This is a genomic window from Mycobacterium bulgaricum (assembly GCF_041287165.2).
In the GTDB taxonomy this organism is placed as follows: domain Bacteria; phylum Actinomycetota; class Actinomycetes; order Mycobacteriales; family Mycobacteriaceae; genus Mycobacterium; species Mycobacterium bulgaricum.
This window is the reverse complement of sequence record NZ_JBGGKV020000008.1, coordinates 80502-97595: the sequence shown is the minus strand read 5'-3', so window position 1 is coordinate 97595 and position 17094 is coordinate 80502. Positions and strand designations below refer to the sequence as shown.

Genomic DNA, 17094 nt, shown 5'->3' with positions numbered 1-17094 from the left:
AACACGTGACGATCAGCGCTGACAACTCCGACGTGCAGGATGCCACGACGGAGGACTTGTACTACGACACGTACAGCGTCGAACTCAACATGAATCCCTACCCGGTGTTCGCGCGCCTCCGAGAGGAGGCACCGCTGTACTACAACGCCAAGCACGACTTCTACGCGCTGAGCCGGTACGAGGACGTCAACAAGGGCGTCATCGACCACGAGACCTTCATCTCGGGCCGGGGCGCGTTGTTGGAGATCATCAAATCGGGCATGGAGATCCCGCCGGGCACACTGATTTTCGAGGATCCGCCGATCCACAACATCCACCGCAACCTCCTGTCTCGGGTGTTCACGCCGCGCAAGGTGCAGGCACTCGAGCCGCAGATCCGCGAGTTCACCGCCCGCTGTCTGGATCCGCTGACCGGGGCGGACCGATTCGACTTCGTCCGCGACCTCGGTGCGCAGATGCCGATGCGCGTCATCGGCATGCTGCTGGGCATTCCGGAAGAGGACCAGCGGCGGGTCACCGACCACGGCGAGGCCACCCTGCAGAGCGACTCGGTCGACCTGATGGCCACCGGTGAGGTGTTCGCCGAGTTCATCGACTACCGCACCGAGCACCCGTCGGACGACATCATGACCGACCTGCTCAACGCCGAATTCGAAGACGAGACCGGAACGCGCCGCAGGCTGGCCCGCGAAGAACTGCTGATGTATCTGACGGTGATCGCGACCGCGGGCAGCGAAACCACCACGCGTCTGATCGGCTGGGCGGGTAAGACGCTCGCCGACTACCCGGATCAGCGTGCCGAGCTCGCAGCCGATCCGACGTTGATTCCGCAGGCGATCGAAGAGATCTTGCGGTGGGAACCGCCTGCGCTGCAGATCGCTCGCTATGTCACCCGCGACGTGGAGTACTACGGCCAGACGGTACCGGCGGGTTCAGCGATGCTGATGCTCGTCGGTTCGGCGAACCGAGACCACCGCAGGTTCCCGCCCGACGGCGACGTATTCGACATTCATCGAGAACTGCGTTCGCACATGACATTCGGCGCGGGTACGCATTTCTGCATGGGCAACGCGCTCGCGCGTCTCGAAGGCAGGATCGCGCTCGAAGAGATCCTGAAGCGCTTCCCGACGTGGGAGGTCGATTGGCCGAACGCCACCCCCTCGCAGACCACGGCGGTCCGCGGCTGGGAAACCATGCCCACCTTCGTCAACTGAATCCCCACCACCAACCCTCACAAAAGGACTGAAAACATGGCAGGACGTGTAGAAGGCAAGGTCGCTTTCGTCACCGGTGCGGCGCGCGGACAGGGACGTGCGCATGCGGTGCGCCTGGCGCAGGAGGGTGCCGACATCATCGCCGTCGACATCTGTAAGCAGATCGACAGCGTGCTGATCCCCCTGTCGACACCGGAGGACCTCGCCGAGACCGCCGATCTGGTCAAGAACGCGGGCGGGCGCATTCACACTGCCGAGGTCGACGTCCGTGACTATGACGCGTTGAAGTCCGCCGTCGACGCGGGTGTCGAGGAGTTCGGAAAGCTCGACATCATCGTCGCCAACGCCGGAATCGGCAACGGCGGACAGACGCTCGACAAGACCGACGAGCCCGACTGGGATGACATGATCGCCGTGAACCTCTCAGGTGTGTGGAAGACGGTCAAAGCCGGTGTCCCGCACATCCTTGCGGGCGGCAACGGCGGCTCGATCATCCTGACCAGCTCTGTCGGCGGCCTCAAGGCCTACCCCCACACCGGCCACTACGTCGCCGCCAAGCACGGCGTCGTCGGGCTGATGCGCACGTTCGCCGTCGAACTCGGCGCGCAGAACATCCGCGTGAACTCCGTCCACCCGACAAACGTGAACACCCCGTTGTTCATGAACGAGCCGACGATGAAGTTGTTCCGGCCCGACCTGGAGAACCCGGGTCCCGAGGACATGAAGGTGATCGGTCAGCTGATGCACACGCTGCCCATCGGTTGGGTGGAACCCGAAGACATCGCCAACGCGGTGCTGTTCCTGGCTTCCGACGAGGCACGCTTCATCACGGGCGTCACACTGCCAGTCGACGGTGGCAGCTGCTTGAAGTAGCAGCGCCGGCCACCGGCCCACAAAACACCGACGCCGCAGGAGATCTGCCGATTTCGGCATGATCATGTGGCGCTAGTGGTTGCATGGTTCACCATGAAGCGGCTCAACGGTATGGACGCCATGCTGTTGTACAGCGAGACCCCGAATCTGCACACGCACACGCTGAAGGTGGCGGTGATCGATGCCGAGGGGTATGACGGCGACTACGGGTTCGATGCGTTCCGTCAGACCGTGGCCCGCCGGCTCCATCTGCTCGACCCACTGCGCTACCGATTGATCGACATTCCTTTGCGATTGCATCATCCGATGTGGCTGCAGGACTGCCCGGTCGACCTGGATTACCACCTTCGGCGGGTGCAGGTGCCCGCTCCGGGTGGGCGTCGCGAGCTCGATCGGGTCATCGGGGAGATCGCCAGCACGCCGCTCGACCGCAGCAAGCCCCTGTGGGAGTTCCACTTCGCCGAGGGGATGACCGGAAACCGCTTCGCGCTGATCGGAAAGGTGCACCACACGCTCGCCGACGGGGTGGCCTCGGCGAATCTCCTTGCGCGCCTGATGGATCTGATCGACACTGCGCAGGACGAGCGTGACGACCCCCCACAAGCCTGCGCGGAGCCCTCGGTCAAGGATCTGCTCTGGGAGGCGCAGGTCGACCATTTCCGCAACATGGCAGAGCTGCCCGGGCTGGTCACCGATGCCGCGCGCGGCATGACCCGGCTACGCAAACGCGCCAAGGAACGCCGCTCGGTCCCCGATCTGGCCAAGCCGTTCAACGCACCGCCGACCTTCCTCAATCACGTGGTTTCCCCCGTCCGTACCTTCGCCACCGCGACCCTGTCGTTGGCGGAGATCAAGGAGACGGCGAAACACCTCGGGGTGACGTTCAACGATGTGGTCCTCGCGATCGCCGCCGGCGGACTCCGAGAGTTGTTGATGCGCTACGACGGGCGGGCGGACCGTCCGATCATGGCGACGGTGCCGATCGCCACGGACAGGTCGACGGAGCGGATCACCGGCAACGAGATCGGCGGCATGATGGTGTCCTTGCCGGTCCACATCGATGATCCGCTGGAGCGGGTGAAGCTCACGTCGGTGGCGACCACCCGAGCCAAGGAGAACAACGAGCTGCTGGGGCCGACGCTGCAGGGCAGGATGCTCGAATACCTGCCGCCTCCGCTGGCCCCGGCGCTGTTCAGAGCGCAAGCCAAGCGCGCCGACCACAACCGGCTGATGAACGTCGCGATCTCCAACGTCCCCGGGCCGAAGCGGCGTGGGCACATCGGCGGTGCGCCGGTCAGCGAGATCTATTCCGTCGGTGTGCTTTCCGCGGGCAGTGCGTTCAACATGACGGTGTGGAGCTATGTCGACCAACTCGACATCGCGGTGCTCTCGGATGACCGCACATTCGCCGACCCCCACGAGTCCACCGACGCGATGGTGCACGCTTTCACCGAATTACGCCGAGCGTGCGGACTCTCCGAGGCGGGCACCGTGGATACGGCGATGCCGCCGGCGACCGCAGGCGGGCGCTGACTCAGCTGCCGCGCAGTTCGTTGCGCAGGATCTTGCCGGTGCTACCGCGCGGCAACTCGTCGAGAATCGTGATGTCGCGCGGCACCTTGTAATTGGCGAGGTTGGCCCGCACATGCGCTTTGAGGTCGTCGACGGTCGCGGTGCCGCCATCGGTGAGGACCACGAACGCCGCCAGTCGCTGGCCGTACTCCGCGTCGTCGACGCCGAGTACGGTCGCCTCGGCCACCTCGGGATGGGCGACCAGCGTCTTCTCCACCTCGATCGGATAGACATTCTCCCCGCCCGAGACGATCATCTCGTCGTCGCGTCCGACGACGAACAGCCGACCCGCGTCGTCGAGGTACCCCATGTCCCCGGAGGCCATGAAGCCGTCGTGAAAATCCTTGGTGGCACCCGAGGTATAGCCGTCGAAAAGGGTTCCGCTGCGCACGAATATCTGCCCGACCTCACCCGTGGGCACCTCGCGGTGGTCGGCATCGAGGATCCGCAGCTCGGTACCGTCGGCGGGCCGCCCGGCGGTGTCGGGCGCGGCGCGCAGATCGGCCGGTGTCGCGGTGGCGATCATGCCGGCTTCCGTGGCGTTGTAGTTGTTGTAGATGACGTCGCCGAACTGGTCCATGAACGCTGTGACGACGTCGGGGCGCATCCGTGACCCCGAGGCGGTGGCGAAGCGCAACGACTTGCCGCTGTAGCGGTTTCGCACCTCGTCGGGCAGGTCCATGATGCGGTCGAACATCACCGGGACGACGGCGAGACCGGTCGCTCGGTGACGGTCCACCAGGGCGAGGGTCGCCGCCGGGTCGAACTTCCTGCGGGTGACGATGGGGCAGGCCAGGAGTGCGGCGAACAGCAGCTGCGAGAATCCCCAGGCGTGGAACATCGGGGCGGCGATGACGATGGGTTCCTCGGCACGCCACGGGGTGCGGTCGAGGACTGCTTTGAGGTCTCCGGCACCGCCGCTGCCCGCAGAACGCTTGGCGCCCTTGGGGCTTCCCGTGGTGCCCGAGGTGAGCAGGATGACGTCGCTCTTGCGGGTGGCCGGTTTCGGCCGCTGTCCGAGGTGGGTGTCGATCAACGACTCCAGCGCCGGTGCGTTCAGCCCCTCCGTGCTGTCGACCCACCCCAGAATCCGCACCGCGTCGGGAGTGTCTTGCAGAGCCCGGTCGACGGTCGCGGTGAACTCCTGGTCATAAATGACGACGTCAGCACCCTCGCGAGCGATGACCTCGGCCATCGCCGGTCCGGCGAAAGACGTGTTCAGCAACAGAACGTCGGCGCCGATGCGATTGGCTCCGACCAGAGCTTCCACGAAACCGCGGTGATTGCGGCACATTACGGCAACCGTGCCGGGTTTGTGCGCTTGCAGCGCCACGCCGAGGGCGTCGCATCGGTCGTCGAGCTGTTTCCATGTGAGCGTGCCGAGCTCATCGATGATCCCCGGCCGATCAGGGCACCGCTGGGCCGCGGCGGCGAACCCCACGGTCGCCGTCAGCCCGGCGCGGCGCATCGCCAGCCCCATGCGCAGATAGCGGTCGGGGCGCAGAGGTGCGATCAGCCTGGCGCGCCACAGTGTCGTAAGCATTCCGAGCTGATCCGCCATGCGCTTCAACCTATTACGGGGAACCGGCGCTTGCGGGACAATTCGTCGAGCGCGGCCTGCATCACCGATCGCACGTAGTGGTCGACTTCATCGATGTCCGGGTCTTCGCCGAACTTCGCGAGGATGTCGATGGGTTCCAGAACCTGGGTGACGATCTTCGACGGCAGAGGGAAGTTCGGGGGAAAGATCATCGAGAGGCCGAACGGGAAGCCCACGCTGATCGGCAGGATCTCCATCCGCGCCTTGGTGAGGCCAATGCGCCGCGCGATCGAGTCGCCACGGGCGAGGAAAATCTGCGTTTCCTGCCCGCCGATCGACACCATCGGCACGATCGGCACGCCTGCGTCGATCGCCGTGCGGACATAGCCTGTGCGGCCCGCGAAGTCGACGGTGTTGGCGCTGAACGTCGGCCGGTAGGAGTCGTAGTCCCCGCCGGGGAAGACCAGCACCACAGCCCCGTCCCGCAGTGCTTTACCGGCGTTCTCACGACTCGCCTCGATGACGCCGGCGCGACGGAGGAAGTCGCCGAGCGGTCCCATGAAGATGCCGTAATGCCCGAGCGTGTAGAGGGGGCGGTCGAATCCGAACTGCCTGTAGAACTCGGGCGCGAACACGAGCACGTCGGGAGTCAGCATGCCGCCGGAGTGGTTGGACACCAACAACGCCCCGCCGGTTTCGGGCATCGAAGCCACCCCGCGAACCTCGGCGCGGAAGTATCGTCGGATCACCGGCCCCACCAGGTTGGTGATCTGCCGGGTGAAACCGGGGTCCCATTTGGCCGTCTCGGCAGGCTCGTCCGACATGGTGACGGATATGCTACTCTCCTGTAAAGAGAATGTCATATCCGCAGGTGAGAGGGCCCTAAATGACCGACGAACGGGGCACGTCCGATGCGCGGGGCACAGTGCTGGTCACCGGCGGCTTCGGTCTCGTCGGTTCGGCGACTGCGCGCCGGTTGTCCGAACTCGGCCGCACAGTCGTCATCGCCGACCTCGACACCCCCGCCACTCGAACTGCGGCCGCCGCGCTGCCCCGTGGAGCCTCCGCCCGGTTTGTCGACCTGACCGACCCCGATCAAACCGCTCGTCTCGTCGCCGACGTGGCGCCGTCGGTGATCATCCATCTCGCGGCGATCATCCCCCCGGGGATCTACAAGAACCGAGCCCTCGCGCGGCGGGTCAATGTCGACGCGACCGCGACGCTGGTGAAGGTCGCCGAGGCGCAGCCCACACCCCCGAGATTTGTTCAGGCGTCGAGCAATGCCGTGTTCGGCGCGCGCAACCCGCACAAGGCGACCGGTCCGGTGACGGCGGACATGCCGATGAAGCATTCCGACCTGTACAGCGCGCATAAGGCCGAGGCGGAGTCGATCGTGCGGGCCTCCTCCCTGGAATGGGTCGTGCTGCGTCTCGGCGGTGTGCTCAGCGTCGACCCCAAGGCGATTCCGTTCAACGCGGACGCACTGTACTTCGAGAGCCTGCTGCCGACCGACAACCGAATGCACAGCGTCGATGTCCGTGATGTCGCGTGGGCCTTCGCCGCGGCGACGACCGCCGACGTCGCCCGCGAGATCCTCCTCATCGCCGGCGACGACTCCCACAAGCAGCTCTACGGGGACATCACCCCGGCGCTGGCCGGTGCGCGGGGCATCAAGGGTGGGCTGGCGCCCGGCCGCAAAGGGAATCCCGACGACGACGACGCCTGGTTCGTCACCGATTGGATGGACACCGCACGAGCGCAGGAAGCCCTGCAGTTCCAACATCATTCGTGGCAGGACATGATCGACGAGGCTGCTCGCCAGGCGGGTCCGTCCAAGTACGTGCTGGCACTGTTGTCACCCGTGATCCGCGCGGTCCTGAAGCGTCGTGGGGCTTACTGGAAACAACCGGGGCAGTACGCCGACCCGTGGGGGGCCATCAAGCGCAGGATCGGCGATCCGTCACCGGATTCCTAGGCGGGCCCCAGCGTCGGCGTCCCGGTGTCCGGGTGGAAGTACCACCCGCCTGCGGCTTCCGTGCCGCCGTCGACGTGGATGGTCTGACCGGTGATGTAGCCCGCCATGTCGGACGCGAGAAAGACCGCAGCGGAGGCAATTTCGTCGACATGCCCGACTCGGCGCATCGGGATGCCATCGGCCAGTCCCCCGTCGAGGTCACCGATGGCGAGCCGTTGCAGCCCTTCGGTCATGGTGAGGTCGGGCGCGAGCGCGTTGACGCGGATGCCGTGCGGCGCCAGCTCGAACGATGAGGTCTTGGTGTAGTTGACGACCCCGGCCTTGGCCGCGGCGTAGGCCGCGTATCCCGGCGCCGCCCTGCTGCCCTCGATCGAGGTCACGTTGATGACACTGCCGGGTTGCCCCGCCTCGACCAGCCGGCGGGCGACCCGCTGTGTGCACAGCAGCACATGACGGAGATTGCTGCGATACAGCGCATCCCAGCCGTTCTCCGAGGTCTCCAGCAGCGGCGAGTTGAACGTGCCGCCCGCGTTGTTCACCAGGATCGAGACGGTGCCCAACTCGCGCTCGGTGCGTTCGAGGGCCGCGTCGACCGCGGCGGCGTCGCGCACGTCGGCGGGCAGGCCGAGGCCACCGATGTCGTCGGCGGCCTGCATGCACGTGTCGGGGTCGCGCTCCCAGATCGCAACCGACGCCCCGAATGCCGCCAGTCCCTGAGCGATTCCCCGTCCGATGCCGGCCCCTCCGCCGGTGACGACCGCTACGCGGCCGGTGAGCAGGATGTCCGACGGGGCGATGGCCATGGGAGGCAGGTTAGCGCGCGGGCGACGTGCCGATGACCCCATCGGCCTCGAGCTGCGCGATCTCGTCCACCGTCAGTCCGAGTTCTCCCAGCACGTCTTGATTGTGCTGGCCGAGAAGCGGGGCGGGGGCGGTGTGCACACGTTCGGGCCCGCGGGTGCTGCGGAACGGCAGCGTGCTGTGCCGGGTCGGCGGGTTGACCGGATGCTCGACGGACTCGAAGAACCCGCGGACCGTCAGTTGAGGGATCTCCGTCTGCCGGTGGGGCTGCAGCACCTTGGCCACCGGAACACCGGCGTCCCAGAGGGTCTCGACGATCTGATCGCGGCTGCGTTCGGCACACCACGCGGACAGGTGCCCGTCGATCAGATCGTGGTGCGTCCGGCGCCCCTGCGCGGTGGCCAGCTCGCCCACGGCCGCCCATTCCGGGTCCCCCAGCGCCGAGACCAGTCTCAGCCACTGCTCGTCGGTCGCCACCGCGATCGCCACCCAGCTGTCGAGGCGGCCGAACTCGTCGACCTCGTCGGACAGGTACAGGTTCTGCGGTGCGGCGACGGGCCCGCGATTGCCGTCGCGCTGAAGCACCGACCCGTACGCCGAGTACTCGATGACCTGTTCGGCGGCGACATTGAGCGCGGCGTCGACCATCGCCGCCTCGATCATCGAGCCTTCACCGGTGCGTCGGCGATGTTCCAGCGCCAGCAGGATCGCGTTGAACGCGTGCACGCCGGCGTTGGGGTCCCCGACCGAGTAGGGCTCGAACGGGTTGAGGTCGGGATAGCCGGTGAGCCAGCTGATCCCGGCCGCGGCCTCGATCACATACGCGAACGCCGGGTTGTCGCGCCATGGGCCGTCGAGACCGAAGCCCGGCATCCGGACCATCACGACGTCCGGCCGGATCGCCTTGACGACGTCATAGGTCAAGCCCATGCTCTCCAGGACGCGCGGCGTGAAGTTCTCCACGACGACGTCGGCGGTCCCGATCAATCGTTTGAGAATGTCACGGCCGGTGTCGCTCTGCAGGTTCAGCGTGATGCCGCGCTTGTTGGTGTTGAGGCCCGAGAAGATCGGCGACTGCTCCCACCACCGGTCCTCGGTGACGGGGATGCCCGCGATGAGTCTGGTGCCGTCCGGGTGGCGGGTCGATTCGACGTGGATCACATCCGCGCCCAGCATGGCGAGCAGGTGGGTGCAGCTCGGCCCGGCCCAGAAGGTGGTCATGTCGACCACGCGCAGCCCCGCGAACGGCAGGGCGCCGTCTCGCGGAATAGCATTCCTGGCTGTTGCGGAGCCAGATTCACGACCGGGAATGCTATTTCGCGACCGGTAGAGCTCGGTGTGCTCGCCCAGGCGTGGCGCGGGCTCGGGGTGACGCAGGATCGGCGGGGCGGTGCGATAGGGCGGTGCCGGCTGGGTGAACCCGTCGCGCGGATTGACGACGAACGACTGGCGCTCGACGTAGTGGTCCAGCCTCTCGACATTCGCGCCGTGGGCGACCGGAGCGTTCGGAATCCTGAACGCGGTCGCCAGATCGCGGATCTCGTCGACGGTCTGGTCGGCCACCCAGCCGTAGAGCTCCTCGGCCTTCTCATTGGCCTGCTGGGTGATCGACAGCGGCGAGTCCTCGTCGATCCATTCGACGTGTCCGGTCATCGCGCACAGGTCGAACCACTGCGCAGCGGTGCCGCAGCCGATGTCGACCAAACCGTCCTTGGCGCGGGCGATGCCGGGAACGGTCAGCCTGCGGGCATCGCGCCACGGCCGGCCCAGCATCTCGAAGTAGCTCACCGGGTAGTAGGTGAGACCGAGGATCGCAGTCTCCAGCATCGACAGATCGATCAACTCGGCGCCGCCACGCATTCGGGACGCCAGGGTCGCCGCGCTCGCGTAGGCGCCTGCGAGGTATTCGCCGACCTGTCCGCCCACGTGGACGGGGGCGCGGTCGGGGGCGCCGCGTCCCAGGCCGACGATTCCTCCCGACCACGCCTGCAGTGTGAATTCGGTTGCGGGACGGCCGGACCAGGGACCCTCCAGGCCGAACGCCGTGATCGCCGTGACGATCAGATGCGGGTATCGCCCATGGATCTCTTGCGGAGTGAAGTCGGGATGATCCGCCGCACCAGGGCCCTGCGACCACACGACTGCGTCTGCTCGTGCGAGCAGCGTGTCGATGAACTCCGCGTCGGTGATCGGGTCGGCCACCACGGATTGTTTGGAGCAGGCCAGGTAAGAGAACAGAGCGCCGTCGTCGCCGTCGACGATCGTCGCCCTCGATGCCGACCAGCTGCGCAGCGGATCACCCTGCACAGGTTCGATTTTGATGACCTGGGCGCCACCGTCGGCGAGCAGCTTGGTGCAGTAGGCGCCGGCTATTCCGCTGGAAAGATCGACGACCGCTAATCCCGACAGGGCAGGCTCAGACACTGCGGGTCTAGTCCTCCTTGGCCCGATTGCGTTTGCTCAACCGGAACTCGGGCGGGAACTTGCTGTCGTTGTCGTTGACCGCCGCGGACAGACCGCTGTCAATCGATTCGAACATGTCCAGGTCATCATCGCTGTCGTTGGCCACCCCGTTGCCCATGGACTCGAAGAACGCGCTCAGAAGGCTGCCCATGTATTCACCCTGCTGTTGCTTGAACACTTCGAAAAACAGCTTCTGCTGGAATACGGTATCTACCGGGCGGTTTCGCGAACACGCTAGCGCGTACTTCTCGACCGTGGTCTCGAGCTGGTCGCGGGGCACCACCTTGTTGAGGAAATTGCAGTCATACATCTCCGCGGCGGTGAACGGCCTGCCTGTGAACACCATCTCCTGAAACTTTCGCAGGCCCATCATCTGCACCCAGGTCCACATCCGAGGACCCCAACCGTGGTATCGAAAAGACGGATGGCCGAACAGCGCATCCTCGGAGGAAATGACCAGATCGGCGTCCGCGCACTGGTAGAAGTGCCACCCGTAGCAATACCCCTTGGCCTCGACGATGCTGATCTTTTTGAAATCCTGTAGCGCGCGGTTGCCTGCCTGCGAGTTGGCATACCACGCACTGATGGTGGCGCCATTGCGGAACGTGCCCTTCGGCGGATACGTGACCTCACCGACCCCGTCGTCCTCCAACCGCAGCTCAGCCAGCCGGGCAGCCGGATTGTCGTTGCCCTCCATGAACTCCGGAAGGTCCGCACCGCTACCGAGATTGTCCCCGACACCGCGGATGATCACCACCTTCACGTCGTTGTCAGTGTTGGCAGCGCGAAGAATGTCGGCGTATCTTAAGCGCGCCATCGACGTAGGAGCGTTGAGGAAATCCGGCCGATTGAACGTGATCGTCGCGATCTTGGTCTTCGGGTCTTTGTCGTAGAGGATGATCTCTTCCGGAGACGGCCGCTCAGACACGGGCCGTCCCGATCGCCGCCCCCGAGAACGACGGGCTGGAAGTCAGCACTTCGGGGCCATCGTCGTTGATCAGAAGGGCATCGCGACTGAACACCGCGCCAATGCCCGGCTCCCAGACATACGACGTGAGTGCCAGCACGGTTCCGGGGTCGAGACGTTCGGCGGCAGAGGTGGCCGGCAGATCGGGCGAGATCACCGGCGGGTCGAACCCCAGGCCGAGCCCATGCGCCACCGGGATCGGCGGAAGTGCCTCTCCGGCAGCCTCGTACGCGTGCAGCAGGTCACCGGCCGGCGCCCCGGGTCGGCAGGCATCGAGAAGCCGTTCCCACACGTCGTTCGCACGCCGATACAGCGCTCCCACCTGCGAGGCGTTCTTCACCTCGCCGACCGGCCAGGTTCGGCCGACCTCGCCGACATAGCCGTCGGCCAGCGCGCCGGCGGCCAGCGCCACCAGATCGCCCTCGCGGATCCGGCCGTCGCGGCGTCCGACCCGCCAGGAGTGCTCCGGTGAGGTGATCCACACGCCATCCTGGGTGGCCGAGGTGCTGAAGCCACCCGCTGCCATCGCTTCCATGAGGACGCCGTTCAAGGCCTGCTCGGTGATACCCTCCGCGAGCTCCGAAACCGCTGCGGCAAGCCCACGTTCGGCCACCGCGAGCGCCCCGCGCAGAACCCGGATCTCCTCGGGGGTCTTGCTGCGCCGCGCCGCCTTCATCGCGGTTTCGCCGTCGACGAACTCCGCGTGCGGGAACGCCATCGGCAGCAGTTGCGCGAATGTCGGGGACATGGCGTCGGTGCCCACGCGGCCGGCATCGGCTGCTCCGTCGATGTTCTTGAGAACCTCGATCAGCGTCATCGGGTTCCAGGCCAGACCGTAAAGCCGGTCGTGCCCGATCTCTTCCGGGATGCCCTCGTCCCAGCTGCTGTTGAGGTGGATGTCGCCGCTGGCGCGAACGAGGACGCAGATCGGCGCGAACGGCCGCGTGCCCGCGACCCACAGCTGCGGGGCGCCGGTGACGTAGCGGACGTTGGCCTGCCGGCCCAGCACCAGGACGTCGAGGTCCTCGGCCGCCATCTGCGCGAGCACCCGCTCGCGACGCCCGGTGCGCAGAGCCAGATCGTCGGGAACGATCTCTTCAGCCATCAGTTACTCCCGTAGGGCGTGTAGGGGCAATCGGTGATCGACTGGTATCCGTCCTCGGTGATGACGACGATCTCCTCGCTTCGGTAGCCGCCGGTGCCGTCCTCCCAGATGACGGGCTCGAGCACGAGCAGCATGCCGGCCGGGAACACGAAGTTGTCGTCGAATTCTTGTCCGAGATCCGTTCCGATCATGGGCATTTCGGCGGCGTTGGTGCCGATACCGTGGCCGAGGTAGAAATGCGGAAGCCAGGGCTTCGTTCCGCCGTTGGCCGCGATGGCCGCCCGGGCCAGGTCACCGGATGTCGCACCCGCCTTCGTCACCGCCAGCACGGCGTCGAGAACATGGCGCCACTGTGCGAACTGCGCCTGCTGGCGCTCGGAGGGTTCCCGGCCCACCACCCAGGTACGGCCCCAGTCCGAGCAGTAGCCCTCGTAGGTGATGCTGATGTCGGTCCACAGCACGTCGCCCTCGGCCAGCTCCTTCTCCGTGGGCAACAGCGGCAACGCCAGGTCGCCGGTGGTCGTCCACACCGCGCCGCTGTCCCGCGTCGTCGGCATCACCTGCCAGATGGCCTCGATCATGTTCGTGGTGGCGCCGAGTTCGAAGGCGCGTCGGACGAACTGCGACGACAGGTCCATCTGCCGCACGCCCGGGGCCAGCGATCGGTACACGTCGGCGACCGCCTCTTCGGTGATGCGGCATGCTTTCCGGACCGCGGCGATCTGGTCGACCGTCTTCACCAGCTTGGCCGGCCCGATCACCTGAGCCGCATCCGACGGAGGACCTGCGGGGAACAGCTGCCCCGCGGCTCGCCGCATCGCTCCGGTCAACTCGTCGACCGCGACGGACGATCCGGCAGGAACCAGCGAAGCCAGCACTCTGGCGAAATGCTGGACCCCTTCGTCGAATTCGAGATACAGCGGGCCGTGGACGTGGTCGGCGGGCACCTCGGTCTCGAACGCGCTGCCTTCCCGAAACGGCATGAACAGGTGTGGGTGCTCGTCGTCTGCAAGGACGACGGCCACCGGTCGCTCGACATGGGACAGGCCCGCGTCGAGAAGCGGCCAGCTCGCGCCCGTCGCGTACACGACATTGCCGTTGCCGAGCAGAACCAGCGCGTCGACGCCCTTGGTCCTCATCGAATCCCGCAGCCGCGCACCGCATTCTCGGTACATCCGATCTCGGTCCGGGAGATCCGGAATGCTCAGCTGCGTCACGCCGCTCGACGTCGCGAAGGTGGTCGTCATATTCCCAGGAACTTCTGCACGTTGGTGCTGACGATCTTCACGGCGGCCTCAGGGCCGACGGCCTCGACGACCGACGCCAACGACTTCTCGGAGTATCCGAACGTGCTCTCGTTGTGCGGGTAGTCCGAGGACCACATGACGTTGTCCACGCCGATGCGGTCGATCAACTGCAGGCCGAGCGGGTCGACCATGAACGACGCGCTCATGTGGTTGTTCCAGTAGTAGCTCACGTCATGCTGCAGTTCGTGGTTGAACATGTGGCGGTAGGACGCGAGCATGTGTTCGGCATCCTGTAGTGCCGTCGGCACCCAGGCGATTCCGCCTTCGAACCACCCGATCTTCAGCGACGGATGCCGGTCGAGGATGCCGGAGAACACGTACTTGGCGAACTGCTCGCGGAACGAGTCGACGTTGACCATCATGCCGACGACGACACTGTTGTTCTGGCACGGCGTCTTCGGCGGCGTCTCACCGATGTGGTGGCTGACGGGAATGCCGGAAGCTTCGATCTCGTCCCACACGGCATCCATGCTGGTGCTGCCGTAGTCGTAGATGTTGCCCTCGTCGTCCTTACCCGGATTCAGCGGCAGCAGGAACGTTTTGAGTCCCAACGACTTCAGTTCTTCCAGAGTGGACCGAGTTCCAGCGGGATCCCACCAGTTGATCAGGCCGACACCATAGAAGTGACCGTTGGAGCGCTCCTGAAGATCGGCGATGTGCTCGTTGTAGATCCGGAACACCCGCTCGCGCAGGCTCTTGTCCGGGTAATGGAACAGAGCCAGCACCGCGTTGGGGAAGGCCAGCTCCTTGTCGATGCCGTCGTCCTTGAGCTCTCGGATACGTGCCTCGATGTTGTTCGACGCGGCGCCGGCGAGGTCGTCGTACTGCATCAGCACACGACCGAAATCGCCTCCGGTCCACGCCTTGCCCTTCATCCCGACCATGTACGCGCCGTCCTCGTACCAGATGCGCGGGGCGGCGCCCTTGAGCTCCTCGGGGAAACGCTCGTAGAAGATGTCGTCGGCCACGGAGATGTGGTTGTCGGCGGAGAAGATCACGGTGTCGGCGGGCAAGCCGACGACACCGCCGGTCGAATGGCCCTGACGGTTCTTCGGGGCACCGAACCCCTCGGGCGGGTAGAGCGACGGAATCGTGGGGGTAGACATTGGTGTCTCCAATCGGGCTGTAGGGCTTGAGGTCTCGTGGGTTACCAGGTCACGGGAAGCTCGTAGACGCCGTAGGCGAGGCGGTCGTGCTTGAAGGGCACCTCGTCGAACGGGATGGCCAGCTTCATCGTCGGGATGCGACGCAGCAGCGTGTGGAACACGATCTGCAGTTCGGCCCGCGCGAGCTGCTGACCGACGCACTGGTGGCGGCCGTAGCCGAAACCTAACTGCTGGCCGGCGTCGCGGGTGAGGTCGAGCTTGTCAGGCTCGGGGTAGGCCGCGGCATCCCAGTTGGCGGGTGCGAGGTCGATGATGATGCCCTCCCCCGCCCGGATCGTCTCACCGGCGATCTCGATGTCCTCGATTGCGACCCGGCGCTGGCCGTTCTGAATGATCGACAGGTATCGCATCAACTCTTCGACCGCGTTCGCGATGAACTTCGGATCCTCCGAATCACGCAGCAGCGCCGCCTGTTCGGGGTTCTCCAGCAGTGCACAGATACCGATGCCGATCATGTTCGCCGTCGTCTCGTGCCCGGCGATCAGAAGACCCGTCCCGAGCTGGGCGGCCTCCTTGACGCTGATCTCCCCCGCGGTGACGCGCTCGGCGAGGTCGGACACCGCGTCCTCGGCAGGGTCCTTCTGCTTCTGCTCGACAAGGTTGATCAGGTACTGGTGCAAGCTCATCGCACCCTTTTGCATGGCGTCCGCGGCGGCGAAGCGGGCCAGCCCGGCATTGGCGTGCTCTTGGAAGAATTCGTGGTCCTCGTAGGGCACGCCGAGCATGTCGCTGATCACCCGGGTGGGCACCGGCAGCGCCAGTTTGGCCACCATGTCGGCAGGCTGCGGGCCGGCCAGGATCTCGTCGATGCACTCGTCGGTGACCTCCTGGATCACCCCGCGCAGCCCCTCCACCCGGCGGAACGTGAACGGCTTGGACAACATTCTGCGGAACCGGGTGTGCTCCTCTGCGTCCGAGGTGAACACCGACCGCGGCCGCTTGTTGACCGTGGACAGCATGTGCTCGTTCCAGTGGGGGAAACCGTCGCGCCGGTCGTCGACGCTGACCCGCGGATCGGCGAACAGCGTGCGAGCCACCTCGTGGCCGGTGATCAGCCACGGTGTCGTGCCGTTCCAGATCCTGACCCGGGACAGGGGTTTGGACTCGTTCATCTCGAGCATCCGCCGCGGGGGTGCGAACGGGCAGGTGGTCTCGCGCTCCATCGGATACTCGGGGGCGGCCGAGATCGGCTGTTCTGCAAGCGTTTCTGTCATGCGGTCTCCTCGATGTGGATCGCCATGGCGGGGCATGCTGCCGCGGCGTTGCGGGTCTGTTGGGCGTATTCGGGCCCGGGCTCGGAGATCAGCAGTTCGACGACGCCGTCGTCGTCACGCTGGTCGAACACCTCCATGGCGTTGAGCACGCACTGCCCGGAGGAGACGCACTTGTCCTGGTCGACGGTGACCTTCATGTCAGGGCAGTTCTGTCACCGGTGAGCGCCACAGGCCGACGATCGCGTCGATGAGTCCGGAACCGACTGCCCGCCAGGATGTTCGGGGCAGATCGGCGCCGTCTGCGAATGCCCGCTCGAAGTCTGCACAGGTGTGCACCAGCAGGTTCCGGGCCATGATGTTGCGCTCGACGACCACGGCCATCGGCAGATCGGGCAGGCATCGGGTGATGCCGTCGACAACACGGACCAGCGAGGGTGACGCCAACGCGTCCCGGACGACGACCTTCTGGTACGCCGGATCCGCCAACGCCTGCGCCGCGAAGCGGGCATACCACGTCGGGTTCCCGAGCTGGGCCAGGTGCTCGGTGAGCGAGCAGACCAGGCAGGCGATCCAGTCCCGCAGTTCCGCAGAGTCGCCGGTGTTGGCCACCATCCGCTCGAGCAGCAGCTCGATCGAGGCACGGTGCTTCTGCTCGATGGCGCGCACCAGGTCGGTCTTGGTGCCGAAGTGATAGCCGACGGCCGCGTTGTTCCCCTGCCCCGCAGCCTCGCTCACCTGCCGGTTCGATACGGCGTACACACCATGTTCGGCGTAGAGCCGTTCAGCGGCCTTCAGGATCGCCTCTTGCGTGGTGGTGGCGCGGTCGGCACGGACGGTCCTCGCTGTCGTCACCCCTCCAGTGAACCCCGTCACATCACTTAAGTCAAGTGATTGATT

The 17094-nt window shown here is 65.9% G+C and carries 15 protein-coding genes; 4 read left to right on the top strand and 11 right to left on the bottom strand.

What is annotated here, in order from left to right:
* The first annotated feature begins 5 nt into the window (after window positions 1-5).
* From ACAG24_RS20615 to ACAG24_RS20605, 3 genes are all read left to right on the top strand, one after another.
* Window positions 6-1214 carry a cytochrome P450 gene (locus tag ACAG24_RS20615; protein ID WP_370474280.1) on the top strand — a complete coding sequence of 403 codons (1209 nt, stop codon included), beginning with the start codon at window positions 6-8 and terminating at the stop codon, window positions 1212-1214.
* Window positions 1215-1250: 36 nt separating this feature from the next.
* Window positions 1251-2087, top strand: coding sequence for a mycofactocin-coupled SDR family oxidoreductase (locus ACAG24_RS20610; RefSeq protein WP_370474279.1), 837 nt, complete (start codon window positions 1251-1253; stop codon window positions 2085-2087).
* A 93-nt stretch (window positions 2088-2180) separates the two neighbouring features.
* Entirely contained in the window at window positions 2181-3620 is a 1440-nt protein-coding gene (locus ACAG24_RS20605) for a WS/DGAT/MGAT family O-acyltransferase (protein WP_370474278.1), read from the top strand.
* Between the two features lies 1 nt (window position 3621).
* Here the strand turns inward: ACAG24_RS20605 and fadD12 are convergent, their stop codons facing one another.
* Both fadD12 and ACAG24_RS20595 read right to left on the bottom strand, forming a co-directional pair.
* Window positions 3622-5220: an acyl-CoA ligase FadD12 gene (gene fadD12 / locus ACAG24_RS20600; RefSeq protein WP_370474277.1), complete on the bottom strand. Its 1599-nt coding sequence runs from the start codon at window positions 5218-5220 to the stop codon at window positions 3622-3624.
* Window positions 5221-5225: 5 nt separating this feature from the next.
* The gene (locus ACAG24_RS20595; RefSeq protein WP_370474276.1) at window positions 5226-6062 is read right to left on the bottom strand and encodes a lysophospholipid acyltransferase family protein; all 837 of its coding nucleotides are present in this window, start codon (window positions 6060-6062) and stop codon (window positions 5226-5228) included.
* A 23-nt stretch (window positions 6063-6085) separates the two neighbouring features.
* Here ACAG24_RS20595 and ACAG24_RS20590 point away from each other — a divergent pair, with 23 nt between their 5' ends.
* Window positions 6086-7174 carry an NAD-dependent epimerase/dehydratase family protein gene (locus ACAG24_RS20590; protein WP_370474275.1) on the top strand — a complete coding sequence of 363 codons (1089 nt, stop codon included), beginning with the start codon at window positions 6086-6088 and terminating at the stop codon, window positions 7172-7174.
* On the opposite strand, the gene ACAG24_RS20585 is transcribed toward ACAG24_RS20590, so the two are convergent.
* Genes ACAG24_RS20585 through ACAG24_RS20545 form a run of 9 tightly spaced genes read right to left on the bottom strand, consistent with a single transcriptional unit; the run spans window position 7171 to window position 17070 of the window.
* On the bottom strand, window positions 7171-7977 hold the full coding sequence (locus tag ACAG24_RS20585; RefSeq protein ID WP_370474274.1) for an SDR family NAD(P)-dependent oxidoreductase: 807 nt from the start codon (window positions 7975-7977) through the stop codon (window positions 7171-7173). The genes ACAG24_RS20590 and ACAG24_RS20585 overlap by 4 nt on opposite strands.
* A gap of 10 nt (window positions 7978-7987) precedes the next feature.
* Window positions 7988-10399 (bottom strand): CaiB/BaiF CoA-transferase family protein, encoded by a 2412-nt coding sequence (locus ACAG24_RS20580; protein ID WP_370474273.1) that lies wholly within the window; start codon window positions 10397-10399, stop codon window positions 7988-7990.
* 7 nt (window positions 10400-10406) lie between these two features.
* Window positions 10407-11366, bottom strand: coding sequence for an enoyl-CoA hydratase/isomerase family protein (locus ACAG24_RS20575; RefSeq protein WP_370474272.1), 960 nt, complete (start codon window positions 11364-11366; stop codon window positions 10407-10409).
* Entirely contained in the window at window positions 11359-12510 is a 1152-nt protein-coding gene (locus tag ACAG24_RS20570; protein ID WP_370474271.1) for a M24 family metallopeptidase, read from the bottom strand. Before ACAG24_RS20570 ends, ACAG24_RS20575 begins: the two co-directional genes overlap by 8 nt.
* Window positions 12510-13757: a M24 family metallopeptidase gene (locus ACAG24_RS20565; RefSeq protein WP_370474270.1), complete on the bottom strand. Its 1248-nt coding sequence runs from the start codon at window positions 13755-13757 to the stop codon at window positions 12510-12512. Before ACAG24_RS20565 ends, ACAG24_RS20570 begins: the two co-directional genes overlap by 1 nt.
* Entirely contained in the window at window positions 13754-14923 is a 1170-nt protein-coding gene (locus ACAG24_RS20560) for an amidohydrolase family protein (RefSeq protein WP_370474269.1), read from the bottom strand. Before ACAG24_RS20560 ends, ACAG24_RS20565 begins: the two co-directional genes overlap by 4 nt.
* Before the next feature lie 41 nt (window positions 14924-14964).
* Window positions 14965-16197 (bottom strand): cytochrome P450, encoded by a 1233-nt coding sequence (locus tag ACAG24_RS20555; protein ID WP_370474268.1) that lies wholly within the window; start codon window positions 16195-16197, stop codon window positions 14965-14967.
* A complete protein-coding gene (locus ACAG24_RS20550; protein ID WP_370474267.1) occupies window positions 16194-16394 on the bottom strand; it encodes a ferredoxin in 201 nt (66 codons plus the stop codon). Before ACAG24_RS20550 ends, ACAG24_RS20555 begins: the two co-directional genes overlap by 4 nt.
* A gap of 1 nt (window position 16395) precedes the next feature.
* The gene (locus ACAG24_RS20545) at window positions 16396-17070 is read right to left on the bottom strand and encodes a TetR/AcrR family transcriptional regulator (protein WP_370474266.1); all 675 of its coding nucleotides are present in this window, start codon (window positions 17068-17070) and stop codon (window positions 16396-16398) included.
* Window positions 17071-17094: the final 24 nt, after the last annotated feature.